Source organism: Pseudactinotalea terrae, assembly GCF_009733845.1.
GTDB lineage: Bacteria > Actinomycetota > Actinomycetes > Actinomycetales > Beutenbergiaceae > Pseudactinotalea > Pseudactinotalea terrae.
Genome location: NZ_WNXZ01000002.1, coordinates 21,337 through 34,377 on the forward strand (window position 1 = coordinate 21,337; position 13,041 = coordinate 34,377).

A 13,041-nucleotide genomic window follows, 5' to 3' on the forward strand; every position below is an offset into this window, starting at 1 on the left:
CCCTCGTCCACATCGTGAGACCGCTCGGCTGGTTCGCTCGTGGCGGGAACCCGCTGGCTACCGTCGTGGCGTGATGGCTACACACCTGGCAGCTGGCTCGTTCACGAGCCGACGCGCCGTCGACCTGCTCCGGGTCGCCAGCGCGCTGTGTCGGCGCGCCATCTGATCTCACCGCAGCGGCAGCGCTGCCGCCATCGGTCGCAGCAGCCACCGGGCCTCTCCGGAGCACCGTGCGGCCTCGCTCCGCCAGAGCTGACCCTGCCGCGCCCAGCCGTCGCACGAACCACCCACACACATCGAGAGGGACCATGTCCACCACAGCCGCAGAACCTGAGTCCGAGGCACCCGAGAAGCGCAGGCGCCTGAAGCTGCCCTCGTTCTCCACCCAGATCGTCATCTCGCTGATCCTGGGCGTCGTCCTCGGATGGATCGCGCTGACCATCGGGCCCGCGGGCGTCGACGAGGAGGGCGAGGACATCGCCAACGGCCTCACCGAGACTCTCAGCGTGATCGGCTCGAGCTTCGTCACGCTGCTGCGCACGATCGTGCCGCCGCTGGTGATCACGGCCATCATCGCCTCGATCGCGAACCTGCGGAAGGTCACCAATGCTGCCCGCCTCGCCGGGCAGACCCTGCTCTGGTTCGCGATCACCGCGCTGGTCTCGGTGTCCTTCGGCATCGCGCTCGGCCTGATCCTGCAGCCGGGTGCGCGGTCGGGCGTCGACGCCTCCCAGGTCCGCGAGCCAGGCCGGACCGGGTCCTGGACCGACTTCCTCACCGGCCTGATCCCCGGCAACTTCCTCGGCCTCGAGGCCTCGGAGAACGGTGCGAGCTTCAACGTGCTGCAGCTCGTGGTGATCGGCATCGTCGTCGGCATCGCGGCGCTCAAGACCGGCAAGTCCGCCGAGCCGTTCCTCGAGTTCAACAAGTCGGCGCTCGCCGTCGTGCAGAAGGTGCTGTGGTGGGTCATCCGGCTCGCGCCGATCGGCACGATCGGTCTCCTCGGCCGCGCGGTGGCCACCTACGGATGGGACGCCCTCGCACCTCTGGGGACCTACGCCGTCGCGATCTACATCGGCCTGGCGCTGGTGCTGTTCCTGCTGTACCCGGTGGTGCTGCGCGCCAACGGGCTGAACCCGCTGCGGTTCTTCCGGGGTGCGTGGCCGGCGATCCAGCTCGCGTTCGTCTCGCGCTCCTCGATCGGCACGCTGCCGGTGACCGAGCGGGTCGTCACGCGCAACCTCGGTGTGCCGCGTGAGTACGCCTCGTTCGCGGTGCCGTTCGGTGCGACCACGAAGATGGATGGTTGCGCCGCGATCTACCCGGCGCTGTCGGCGATCTTCGTGGCCCAGTTCTTCGGCCTCGAGCTCTCGCTGTGGCACTACCTGCTGATCGTGTTCGTCTCGGTCGTGGGGTCGGCCGCGACCGCCGGCGTCACCGGTGCCACCGTGATGCTCACGCTGACGCTCTCGACGCTGGGGCTGCCGCTGGAGGGCGTCGGCCTGCTGCTGGCGATCGACCCGATCCTCGACATGGGCCGCACGGCCGTCAACGTGGCCGGTCAGGCCATGGTGCCGACCGTCGTCGCCAAGCGCGAGGGCATCCTCGACCAGGAGCAGTACGACTCGGCGAACGGCGAGGACCTCTTCCGCGACGACGAGCCCGCCGAGCGCGAGGCCGCGAACGAGCAGCGCGGACCGGCTCGCCGGCCCGAGCCCGCCACCGCTTAAGAGGTCTGCTCGGGCACGCCGAGAGGGCGCCAGCCTGACCGCCGGGTGTGGCACACCATGCGCCGCGGTCAGGCCGGCGCCCTCTGGCGTGCGTTCCACGCCGCCGAGAGCGGCAAAGCGTGGCGACTGTGAGACGGGGTCGCACGGGGTACGGGATGCTGGCATCGTCTACGCCGGTGTCCGTCATCGGCGGCGCCCGCACGCACGCGCACGATCGGAGTCACGATGACCACGCCCACCGCCAACATCGCCGTGGTCGGCCTCGCTGTCATGGGGTCGAACCTGGCGCGCAACCTCGCGAGCCGCGAGGGCAACGTCGTCGCGGTCTACAACCGCACCACGGCCAAGACCGACGCGCTGCTCGAGGCTCACCCCGAGGCCGGCTTCGTCAAGGCCGCGACGGTGCAGGAGCTCGCGGACTCGCTGGTCAAGCCCCGCACGGCGATCATCATGGTCAAGGCCGGCCGGGCCACCGACGCCGTGATCGACGAGCTCGTGAGCGTCTTCGAGCCGGGCGACATCATCGTCGACGGCGGCAACGCGCTCTTCACCGACACGATCCGCCGCGAGAAGGCCGTCCGTGAGACCGGCATCAACTTCGTGGGCGCCGGCATCTCCGGCGGCGAGGAGGGCGCGCTCAAGGGCCCCTCGATCATGCCGGGCGGCAGCGTGGAGGCATGGGAGACGCTCGGCCCGATCCTGCGCTCGATCGCGGCGGTCGCCGAGGGCGAGCCGTGCGTGACGCACGTCGGCACCGATGGTGCGGGCCACTTCGTCAAGATGATCCACAACGGCATCGAGTACGCCGACATGCAGCTGATCGCCGAGGCGTACGACCTGATCCGGCAGGGCACCGGCAAGAGCCCGGCCGAGATCGCCGACATCGTCGCCGAGTGGAACTCGGGTGATCTCGACTCCTACCTGATCGAGATCACCGCCGAGGTCCTGCGCCAGGTCGACGCCGCCACCGGTCAGCCGCTCGTCGACGTCATCCTGGACTCGGCCGGCGCCAAGGGCACCGGCGCCTGGACCGTGCAGACCGCGCTCGACCTCGGGGTCCCGGTCTCGGGCATCGCCGAGGCCGTGTTCGCACGCTCGCTGTCCTCCGACCGCGAGGCGCGCGCCGCCGCCCGCGACCTGCCAGGCCCCGACCAGACCTGGAAGGTCGACGACGAGGCGGCGTTCGTCGAGGACGTCCGGCGCGCGTTGTACGCGTCGAAGATCATCGCCTACTCCCAGGGCTTCGACGAGATCATCGCCGGCGCCAAGGAGTACGGCTGGGACATCTCCAAGGGCGAGATCGCCAAGATCTGGCGCGGCGGCTGCATCATCCGCGCGCGGTTCCTCAACCGGATCACCGAGGCGTACGAGACCGATCCCGGTCTGGTCAGCCTGGCCACCGCGCCCTACTTCCGTGAGGCGCTCGCGGGCGCGCAGGACTCCTGGCGCCGGGTCGTCGCCGGCGCCGCCATGTCCGGCATCCCCGCACCGGCCTTCGCGGCGTCGCTGGCCTACTACGACGGGCTGCGCGCCGAGCGCCTGCCCGCCTCGCTCGTGCAGGGCCAGCGCGACTTCTTCGGCGCTCACACCTACAAGCGCGTCGACCGTGAGGGCACCTTCCACACGCTGTGGTCGGGCGATCGCACCGAGATCGAGGCCGAAGACACCCACTGACCGGCGTCCGGTGGCTATGCCTCGGCACGCCTCGGGCGGGCGCCCGGTGGCTGTTGGTCGGCACTCTGGCGCCCGTGCGTGTCGCCTGCGGTACGTCGCACAGACCGCTGAAGGCATCGCCCCAGCGCGCGCAAACCATCGCGGATCTCCTCGCCGCGCACCAGTGAACCGCCGCGGTGGTTGCTGGTCGCCGAGCCCGCTTGGCGTGCCAACACACGCGTCCGCGAGTCGCGCTGGTGAGACGTGCCGCTGCCTGCCCTGCCACAAACTCGTGGCCAGGTGCCGCGATCGGCGTGGATATCGGCGGAATCGCTCATCTGGCCACGACTTTGTTGCACACGGGCCGCGCCTCGCGTAGGGGCGCGGCCCTGCGGGGAACGCGGACAGAGCGGGGGCCGTCGTAGGGCACCGGGTGGCGGGCCTCAGATCTGGTCGTCCGGTCCTTCCGAGATCGCGGTGAGGCGTTCGGCGAGTCGTGCGGCGGCGTCGCGGAGCTCGGGTGGTTCGAGGATCTCGGTCTCGAGGTTCAGAGCGGCGATGTGCATCGTCAACCAGTCGAGGTCGTCCCCGCCGGCGAACAGGACGCACCAGCCGTCGCGGTCGTCCTCCACACGGCCGACCTGAGGCGGGACCTGGCGCCGAACCTCGTCAGCAGCGGCGCGTAGCCGGACCTGCACGTGGTGGCGGTACGGCGCTGTCGTGATCGCGTCCTGGACGTAGCGCACCGGGTCGGGGTGCTCGCGGGTACGGAAGTGCCAGGTGGTGGCCTCAGCGTGGCGGACGCGATCGAGGCGGAAGGTCCGCCAGTCCTCGCGGTCGACGTCCCAGGCCATGAGGTACCACCGCTGCCCGGTGGTCACCATCCGCACCGGTTCGACGGTGCGCTCCTGCTCCTCGCCGGCCGCGCGGGCATAGCCGAACCGGACCCTGACCTGGTCGCGGCACGCACGGGCGAGCGTCACCAGCACGTCGGCGTCCACCTCGACGCTCGTCGCGACCAGGGTGTCGGTGGCCTGCTGCAACGCATGCACCTCGGCCCGGAGCCGCGGGGGCATCACCTGGTCGAGCTTGGCGAGGGCGCGGACAGCAGCCTCGCCTGCTCCCGCGACGGCGCTCGAGGCCGCCAGCCGCAGCGAGATGGCCGTTGCGGTGGCCTCCTCGTCGTCGAGCAGCAGCGGCGGCAGCCGGGTACCGGCCCCGAGCCGGTAGCCGCCTCCCACGCCGGCCGTGGCCCGCACGGGGTAGCCGAGGGCCCGCAGGCGCTCGATGTCCCGCCGGACCGAGCGCTCGGTGACTCCCTGCTCGGCCGCCAGGTCGCCGGCCGTCCAGGAGGGCCGCTGCTGGAGCAGCCCGAGCAGCCGCAGCACCCGCTCCGTGGTTCCTTCGGTGTTCATCCCTGCACTCTTGCATCGATCACGGAACGAATCTGTCCGGTATCGGCGGCATGCTGGGTCCATGAGCACCATCACCGGTTGGAACGCCCTGCTCCGGGACCAGATCGATTGGCACTGGAACCACCACGTCCGGCCCCGGTTCGCCGGGCTCACCGACGAGGAGTACTTCTGGGAACCGGCGCCGGGTTCCTGGAGCGTCCGCCCGCGCGGCACCGGCACCGCACCCGTGCAGGCCGGCTCAGGCGCGATGACGATCGACTTCGCCGTGCCGGAGCCGAGCCCCTCTCCCGTCACCACGATCGCCTGGCGGCTCGGCCACGTCATCGTGGGCGTGCTCGGGCTGCGCAACGCCTCGCAGTTCGGGCGCGACGCCATCGACTACGAGTCCTTCGAGTACGCGGCCACCGCGCAGGAGGCACTCGCCCAGCTCGAGGCCGAGTACGCGGTCTGGATCGCTGGCGTCGAGGCGCTCGATGAGGACGGGCTCGCCCGACCGTGCGGCGAGGCCGAGGGTCCGTATGCGGAGGCGCCGCTCGCCGCCCTGGTGCTGCACATCCACCGCGAGCTGATCCACCACCTGTCGGAGGTCTGCCTGCTGCGCGACCTCTACCTGCACACCCAGGGAGAAGCCGCATGAGCAGCACGTTCCAGGTCACCTTCGACGCGCGCGACCCGCGCGCCCTCTCGACGTTCTGGCGCGACGTGCTCGGCTACGTCCACCCCGCGCCGCCCGGGGTCGAGCTGGCGCCCGGCGCCGATCCGCTCACCGCCTGGGACGAGTTCCTGGAGCGTTCGGGCGTTCCGGAGGATCAGCGCAACACCGCCTCGGCGCTCGAGGACCCCGAGGGTGTTGGCCCGCGGCTCTTCTTCCAGCAGGTCCCGGAGGACAAGGTGGCCAAGAACCGCGTCCACCTCGACGTCCGGACCGCCTCGGAGCTGCGCGACGACGAGCGCATGTCCGCCCTCGAGACCGAGTGCGACCGGCTGGTGGCGCTCGGCGCCACCCGGCTGCGGCGGCACGAACCCGCTGAGCCGCTGAGCATCGGGTTCATCGTCATGGCCGACCCCGAGGGCAACGAGTTCTGCCTGGACTGAGGTGCGCGGCTAGACGCCGCGGCCGCTGAGCCAGCCGGCGAGGCGGTCGGGCCGGTCGGTCACGATGCCGTCGACGCCCGCCTCGAGGGCCAGCGCCCACTGCTCGGGCTCGTTGAGCGTCCACGGGATCACCGTGAGCCCGGCACCCTGCAGCACACCGAGGAGGCTCGGGTCCTCGAGCAGCCGCCGGCCGTTCGGGTTGCAGCCGCTGACGCCCAGCTCGGACAGCAGGCCGAGCAGGTTGTCAGGGATCTCGTCGATCAGTAGCTCGCGGCGCAGCTGCGGGGCAGCGTCGCGCGCCGTCGCCATCGTGGCGAGCGAGAAGCTCTCGACGATGAGGCGACCCTCGAGGAAGGGGTGCGTGACGCCGTCGAGCACTCGCCTGAGAGGTTCGGTCGGCCAGTCGCCCTTGACCTCGAGGACCAGTCCGATCTCGGGATGGGTGCGCAGGAACTCGACCACGTCCGAGAGCAACGGCACCCGTTCGCCGGCGTAGACCGGCGAGAACCAGGAGCCGGCATCGAGGAGTGCCACCTCGGCCGCGGTGTGCTGCGCGACCGGGCCGGTGCCGCTCGTGGTCTCGTCGAGTGTGCTGTTGTGGATGACGGCGGCCTCGCCGTCGGACGTCACTTGGATGTCGAGCTCGACGTAGTCCGCGCCGGCTCGCCAGGCGGCCTCGAACGCGGCCATCGTGTTCTGCGGGGCGATGACGGAGTTGCCGCGGTGCGCGACGATCACGGGGCGCTTGCTCATGAGGATGACACTAGGCGTCCCTCGGCTGCTCGAGCGCGTCGAAGGCTGCCTGCACGGCGGGCGGGTACGCGATCGTGCCGGGCAGCCTGCGATAGCGACTCAGCGGGTGGAGCTGTCCCGCTGTCGGTGGTGCCCAGTCCGGGAGCGGCAGGGTGACGCCGTGCTCGCGCGCATCCTCGAACCCCAGGCGACCGTAGTAGGCAGGTGACCCTTCAAGGACGACGAAGGGCTCGCCGTCGGAGTCCGCCGCCGCGAGAGCGGCTTCCACGAGCGCGCGTCCGATGCCTCCGCGTTGCCGGGCGGGTGCGACGGCGAGCGGGCTGAGGTTCGGGACCTCGAGCACGGATCCGTCCGCCTGCTCGAGGAAGGCGGTGCCGACCATGACATGCCCGACGATCGTTGCGCCGTCGAGCGCCACCAAGCACCAGGCGGGGCGATGGTGCGCGGTCGCGCGCAGGGCGGCGGGGAGCGCGCCGTGCTCCCGGCGGTCGAACGCGGCTGCGTTGACGGCAGCGATCGCGGCCACCTCGCCGGGATCGGTGGGGTTCTCGGTGCGGATCGTGATCGTCACGCCGGCCAGTCTTGCGGCCCCCGATGCAGGCGGTCACGGTCATGTGCCCGGCTCGTATGCTCGTGCAGGTGAGCGAGCCCGAGGGTCTGGTCCGCGTCCGCGCCGACGCCGAGGCGCGGGGCATCCCGATCGAGGTCAAGGAACGCCCCTATGCGAACAGCCTCGAGGAGGCCGCCGCGATCCTGGGGATCCGCCCGGCCGACATCGCGAAGTCGATCGTGATGCGCGCGGGCAGCGACCAGTACGTGTTCGCGATCGTGCCGGGCGATGCGTCGGTGTCCTTCGCGAAGCTGCGTGCGCTGCTGGGGGTGAACAAGCTGAAGTTCCCGTCGGCGCAGGAGGCGCTCGACGCCGTCGGGCACGAGCGAGGGACCATCACCCCGCTGGGGAGCCTGCACGAGTACCCCACCTACGTGGACGCCTCGCTCGCCGGACGGCGCGTCTCGATGGGCAGCGGCGCGCACGGGTACAGCGTCTGGGTCGCGGTCGACGATCTCGTGCGCGGCCTCGGCGCGACGCTCGCGGACATCGCCGGCTGAGGCGGTAGCGCCCCGCTCGTCGGTGGTCAGGCATAGCGTGGTCCCCGTGGCCCAGGAGGACTCTCCGACGTGGTGGCTGTTCCACGTCGACCTCGACCAGTTCCTCGCGGCGGTCGAGATCCGGCGGCGTCCGGAGCTGGCCGGCAAGGCCGTCGTGGTCGGCGGGGATGGCGATCCCACGCGGCCCCGGCAGGTGGTCGAGACCGCCACCTACGAGGCTCGTGCCCTCGGCGTGCGCAGCGGGATGCCGCTGCGGGCAGCGTTGCGCAAGGCGCCCGACGCCGTGTACCTGCGCAGCGACCACCCCACCTACGAGGCCGCCTCCATCGAGGTGATGGACACGCTGCGCACGTTCGGCCACGCGGTCGAGGTCTGGGGGTGGGACGAGGCGTTCCTCGGGGCCGACGTCGATGACCCGTTCGCGCTCGCCGACCAGATCCGCACCCGGGTGAGGGAGCGGACCGAGCTGAGCTGCGCCGTCGGGATCGGTGACACCAAGGAGCGCGCGAAGATGGCGACGTCCTTCGGCAAGCCCGGGGGAGTGTTCCGGCTCAGTCGGGACAACTGGTGGGAGCTGATGGGCGCGCGGCCGGCACAGGAGCTGTGGGGCATCGGCTCGCGCACGTCCGCCAAGCTCGCCGCGCACGGCATCGCCACGATCGCTGACCTGGGTCACGCCGACGAGCAGGCGCTCGCGGGCTGGTTCGGTCCCACGATCGGGCCGGCGCTGCGGAGGCTCGCGCGCGGCGGAGCGAGCCGCACGGTCTCCACCGAGGCGTGGGTGCGCCGATCGTTGAGCAAGCAGGTCACCTACCCCACCGACCTCGCCACCCGCGAGGAGATCTCGACGGCGGTGCTCGCCCTGGTCGACGACGTCCACTCCCTCCTCCTCGAGGAGGGCAGGATCGCCACCCACGTGGCGGTCACGGTCCGCACCGCGACGTTCTTCACGCGGACGAAGACCGCGAAGCTCGCAGCGCCGACGGTCGACCGCGAGTCGCTGCGGGAACGAGCCGAGATCGTGCTCGGCCGCTTCGAGCTCGACCGCCCGGTGCGGCTCCTCGGAGTCAGGTTCGATCTCGAGTAGCGCTCCCGCCCGGACCCACGCGTCTCGGTGCCGACGCGCTCGCCCAGACCCGCGCAGGGGTGGAGTCATCGGTGGCTGGGGAGGGCGCCGCTAGGGTTTCGGTGTGGTGGAGCGAGCCGGAGCGGCTGACGGGGTCCGGCAGCGGAACCTGTCCACGGTGCTGCGGCTGATCCATCGGGAGGGGCCGCAGTCGCGCTCGCAGCTGACGGCGACCACGGGGCTGAACCGTTCGACCGTCGCGGCGCTCGCCGGTGAGCTGGTCGAGCTCGGGCTCGCGCAGGAGCGGGCGCCGGCCGGGACGAACCGCGTCGGCCGGCCCTCGCCGGTGGTGTCCGCAGATCCCGGCGTGACCGCGATCGCCGTCAACCCCGAGGTCGACGCCGTGACTATCGCCGCCGTCGGGTTCGGCGGCCGCGTGGTGGTGCGCGAACGTGTCGAGCACGAGTCCCTCGTGACCCCCGAGCAGACGGCGGAGCTGACCAGGTCGGTCATCTCCCGCTGGCAGGAGCGCGAGCTCGACGGCGCCCGGATCGTGGGCGTGGGCCTCGCCGTGCCGGGGTTGGTGCGGGCCTCGGACGGCCTGGTGCGGCTCGCGCCGCACCTCGAGTGGCGGGACGCCCCGGTGCGGGACCTGGTCGCCGAGACCACAGGGCTGCCGACGGCGGTGGGCAACGACGCCACGCTCGGCGCCGGTGCTGAGCATCTTTTCGGAGCCGGGCGCGGCGTGGATGACCTGGTGTACCTCAACGGCGGCGCGAGCGGTATCGGTGGCGGCCTCGTGGTGGCCGGGCGAGCTGTCGCCGGCGCCTCCGGGTATGCCGGGGAGTTCGGGCAGAACCGGCCGGGGATCATGGAGGCCGCCGACCGCCGCGCCGATGACGGGGTGCTCGAGGACGAGGTCAGCCGGGCCAGGCTGCTCGACGTGGTTGGCCTGCACAGCGCCGACGAGCCCACGCTCGCGGCGGCCATCGCCGGCTCTGCGGATCCCGCGGTGGCCGCCGAGGTCGAGCGGCAGCGCCGCATCCTCGCGACCGCGCTGTCGAACGCTGTCAACGTGCTCAACCCCTCGGTCGCGATCCTCGGCGGCTTCCTGGCGACCCTCGCCGAACGGGACATGGAGGGCCTGCTGAGCGCCGTCGTCGAGCAGGTGATCCCAGGCGCCGCCGACGAGCTCGAGTTGCGCGTCGCCGCCCTGGGCGAGGACCGGCTGATGATCGGCGCCGCCGAAGCCGCTTTCGCCCGGCTCCTCGCCGCCCCGCTCGGTGCCTGAGCGGCAGCGGCTCTTCCAGTCGGGTACCGGAGTGGCGCTGCGTGACCGCTTCGATCGGCCGTCGACCGGCTCGGCATGTCGCCGCGCACCCGCCGCGTTGCGGAACTGACCCGAACGCCACGGGCGCAACGCGCATGGCAGAGTGCTGTTGCGGAACTGACCCGAACGCCACGGGCGCAACGCGCATGGCGGAGTGCTGTTGCGGAACTGACCCGAACGCCACGGGCGCAACGCGAACCCGGGACTGCAGTTGCGGAACTGACTTCCACGCCACCAGGCGCAACGCGCACCCCGGAGTGCAGTTGCCGCCCGCCGCCTATCCCGGCCCGAGCTCCGCTGCTGAACGCGCGCCTTCTTCCGTTCACGGCTGCCGATCGCTGGGTTGCTGCTGCTCTCAGGCTGACAGCGGCACATAGCGCGCGTTCGACGCCGGAATCGGGGCCGGGTGCGCGATCGGCGGCGACTCCGGGGCGGTGTGCGCCTCGGCGGCGGCGTCCGGCTGGGGAGAGGTGCGGGTCTGGGCTTGACGACTCGCAGGACTCGCCTGTACCGTCATGAATCCATTCAATGAATCGTTGCCGCTGAGGCGACGAGCGCACGACCTGACGTCGACGGAGATCTCGAGGGGAGCGCCCGGTGAGCACGGTCACCACGCCCAGGAAAGCGTTTCCCGCATCCTCCGGGCTGCCCGGCGGGCGGCTCTACGACGCGGCCGAGCTCCTCGTTTGGGTCGCCGGGCTCAACTTGCTGGTGATCGCGTTCTCCCTGCTCGGGGGGATCGTGCTGGGGCTGGCGCCGGCGCTCGTCGCGGCAGCCAGCGTGTCGCGAGCACGAGTGCGTGGCGACGCCCAGCCGCTGTTCCGGACCTTCGCTCGGGTGTGGCGCCGAGAGCTCCTGCGGGCGAACGCGGTGCTGTGGCCGTTCGCCGCCGTCGCGCTCGTGCTGGGCGCCAACCTGTACGCGTTCGCCCCCGGTGGGGGTGTGCTCGTGGTGGCGCTGTGGATCGCGCTCGGCGTCGTCGGGATGGCCGCGGTCTTCGCCTTCACGATGTACAGCCACTACGACATCCCGCTGCGCACGTATCCCACGACCGCCCTGCGGTACCTCCTCCACGACCTGCCGGCCACCGCGCTCGTCGCCGTGGTCACGGTGATGGCGGTGCTGCTGGTCCGGTTCCTCCCCGGCCTGCTGCCGGTGCTGGCCATCGGCGCCTGGCTTCACGCGGTCACCGCCATCTGCACCTCCTGCCACGCGCGAAACGACCGCCTGGTCGCGGCGCTCTCCGACTCGACCCCGACCCCTTCTGAGTGACCCTCACTCACCACGAAAGGAACATCTATGAGAATGCGACGGATCGCACCGATCGCCACGGCCGTGGCGGGTGCGCTGGTGCTCACCGCCTGCAGCGGTGGCGGCTCCGGCGGAGACGGCGGTGACGGCGGCAACGGTGGCGGCGACGGCGAGGCGCTCGACGGCCTCACCATCATGGCGCCCTACTTCGCCGAGGTCCCCCCGGAGAGCGACGACCCGGTGGGTGCGGGCCTCAGCGAGATCGCGGGCGTGCCGCTCGAGGTCCAGTGGGTGCCCAACTCCTCCTACGGCGAGCGCATCAACACCGTGCTCGCTGGCGACGACATCCCCGATGTCATGGTGATCACGGGCAAGGACCAGGGATTCGTCTCGACGGCGTTGGCCGGCGGGTTCTGGGACCTCACCGAGTACCTCCACTCGGGCGACTACCCCAACCTGGTCTCCGAGAACCCCGACGTCGAGCTGAACTCGGGCATCAACGGCCAGATCTTCGGGGTGTACCGTGCGCGCGACATCATCCGCGCCAGCGTCATCATCCGCCAGGACTGGCTCGACAACCTCGGACTCGAGATCCCCGAGACCACCGACGACCTGTACGAGATCGCGCGGGCCTTCACCGAGGACGACCCCGACGGCAACGGTGCCGACGACACCTACGGCCTGATCGCGCCGCAGTGGCCCGGCGGCATCGGCACCAACAGCCCGTACGACACGATCGAGGTCTGGTACGGCGCCGGCAACATGTGGCGTGACGAGGGCGGCGAGCTCGTCCCGGCCTTCACCACGCCCGAGTGGCGCGAGGCCGTCGAGTTCGAGCGCGACCTCGTGCAGAACGGCTACGTCAACCCCGACTACGCGACGATGGACCCGGCCACCTGGAACGAGCCGTTCCTCAACGGCAAGGGCGGCATCATCATCGACGTCCAGTCGCGTGCGGGTCAGCTGCGCGGGCTGTTCAGCGACGCCGGCGAGGTCCCCGGTGAGAAGGTCGCGCTCGTGGGCCAGCTCGAGGGACCCAACGGCACCTTCGCGCTGCCGACCACCGGGTACGCCGGGTTCCTGGCGATCCCGCGGTCCTCGGTGCAGGACGAGGCCCAGCTCGAGCAGGTGCTGCAGATTCTCAACGACCTCAACAGCACCGAGGCGCAGATCCTCATGAACAACGGCATCGAGGGTGACAACTTCACGGTCGAGGGCGAGTACCTCGTGTGGAACCCGGAGCGTCAGGACTTCACCGACCAGGTGACCGGTGCCTGGGCGCAGCTCGGCATGAACGTGGCCGGCTACGAGGCCTACCAGGCCAAGCCCGAGACCGAGGACGACGTGGCCTTCAACGACCTGCGACTGCAGCTTCAGGAGGAGGACGCGGCGAACGCGGTCTTCAACCCGGCGGCGGGTCTGGTCTCGGACACCTACACGACCAACGGCACCCAGCTCGACAACATCATCGGCGACGCCCGCATCCAGTACCTCGCGGGTCAGATCGACGACGCAGGGCTCGACGCAGCGATCGAGCTGTGGCGGACCAGCGGCGGCGATGCCGTGACCGAAGAGATCAACGAGCTCTACAGCCAGCTCGGCTGACGGCGCTGCGTGACCTGCTCCTGCCCCCGAGGA

At 71.2% G+C, this 13,041-nt stretch carries 13 protein-coding genes; 10 read left to right on the forward strand and 3 right to left on the reverse strand.

Annotated features, from left to right (window positions below; genetic code table 11):
* Positions 1–73 precede the first annotated feature (73 nt).
* The 3 genes from GPA03_RS23135 to gndA all read left to right on the forward strand — a co-directional run bounded on the left by GPA03_RS23135 (position 74) and on the right by gndA (position 3,404).
* Positions 74–166, forward strand: a complete 93-nt coding sequence (locus tag GPA03_RS23135) for a putative leader peptide (protein WP_421958405.1) — start codon at positions 74–76, stop codon at positions 164–166.
* A 142-nt stretch (positions 167–308) separates the two neighbouring features.
* On the forward strand, positions 309–1,730 hold the full coding sequence (locus tag GPA03_RS07575) for a dicarboxylate/amino acid:cation symporter (RefSeq protein WP_156251412.1): 1,422 nt from the start codon (positions 309–311) through the stop codon (positions 1,728–1,730).
* Positions 1,731–1,955: 225 nt separating this feature from the next.
* Entirely contained in the window at positions 1,956–3,404 is a 1,449-nt protein-coding gene (gndA, locus tag GPA03_RS07580; protein WP_156251413.1) for an NADP-dependent phosphogluconate dehydrogenase, read from the forward strand.
* A 422-nt stretch (positions 3,405–3,826) separates the two neighbouring features.
* On the opposite strand, the gene GPA03_RS07585 is transcribed toward gndA, so the two are convergent.
* Positions 3,827–4,798: a helix-turn-helix transcriptional regulator gene (locus GPA03_RS07585; RefSeq protein ID WP_156251414.1), complete on the reverse strand. Its 972-nt coding sequence runs from the start codon at positions 4,796–4,798 to the stop codon at positions 3,827–3,829.
* 61 nt (positions 4,799–4,859) lie between these two features.
* Between GPA03_RS07585 and GPA03_RS07590 the strand changes: the two genes are divergently transcribed.
* Both GPA03_RS07590 and GPA03_RS07595 read left to right on the forward strand, forming a co-directional pair.
* Positions 4,860–5,435, forward strand: coding sequence for a DinB family protein (locus GPA03_RS07590; RefSeq protein ID WP_156251415.1), 576 nt, complete (start codon positions 4,860–4,862; stop codon positions 5,433–5,435).
* A complete protein-coding gene (locus GPA03_RS07595) occupies positions 5,432–5,893 on the forward strand; it encodes a VOC family protein (protein ID WP_156251416.1) in 462 nt (153 codons plus the stop codon). The genes GPA03_RS07590 and GPA03_RS07595 overlap by 4 nt, the downstream gene beginning before the upstream one ends.
* Before the next feature lie 9 nt (positions 5,894–5,902).
* On the opposite strand, the gene GPA03_RS07600 is transcribed toward GPA03_RS07595, so the two are convergent.
* Positions 5,903–6,646, reverse strand: coding sequence for a glycerophosphodiester phosphodiesterase (locus GPA03_RS07600; protein ID WP_156251417.1), 744 nt, complete (start codon positions 6,644–6,646; stop codon positions 5,903–5,905).
* Positions 6,647–6,656: 10 nt separating this feature from the next.
* Complete coding sequence (locus tag GPA03_RS07605) at positions 6,657–7,217, reverse strand: GNAT family N-acetyltransferase (RefSeq protein ID WP_156251418.1); 561 nt, start codon at positions 7,215–7,217, stop codon at positions 6,657–6,659.
* Between the two features lie 56 nt (positions 7,218–7,273).
* On the opposite strand from GPA03_RS07605, the gene GPA03_RS07610 reads away from it, so the two are divergent.
* The 5 genes from GPA03_RS07610 to GPA03_RS07630 all read left to right on the forward strand — a co-directional run bounded on the left by GPA03_RS07610 (position 7,274) and on the right by GPA03_RS07630 (position 13,008).
* Positions 7,274–7,756 (forward strand): aminoacyl-tRNA deacylase, encoded by a 483-nt coding sequence (locus GPA03_RS07610; RefSeq protein WP_194239513.1) that lies wholly within the window; start codon positions 7,274–7,276, stop codon positions 7,754–7,756.
* Between the two features lie 46 nt (positions 7,757–7,802).
* Positions 7,803–8,843, forward strand: a complete 1,041-nt coding sequence (locus GPA03_RS07615; RefSeq protein WP_156251420.1) for a DNA polymerase IV — start codon at positions 7,803–7,805, stop codon at positions 8,841–8,843.
* 103 nt (positions 8,844–8,946) lie between these two features.
* Complete coding sequence (locus GPA03_RS07620; protein WP_241681153.1) at positions 8,947–10,113, forward strand: ROK family protein; 1,167 nt, start codon at positions 8,947–8,949, stop codon at positions 10,111–10,113.
* Positions 10,114–10,749: 636 nt separating this feature from the next.
* Positions 10,750–11,424: a YesL family protein gene (locus GPA03_RS07625; protein WP_156251421.1), complete on the forward strand. Its 675-nt coding sequence runs from the start codon at positions 10,750–10,752 to the stop codon at positions 11,422–11,424.
* 27 nt (positions 11,425–11,451) lie between these two features.
* Entirely contained in the window at positions 11,452–13,008 is a 1,557-nt protein-coding gene (locus GPA03_RS07630) for an extracellular solute-binding protein (protein WP_156251422.1), read from the forward strand.
* Positions 13,009–13,041 lie beyond the last annotated feature (33 nt).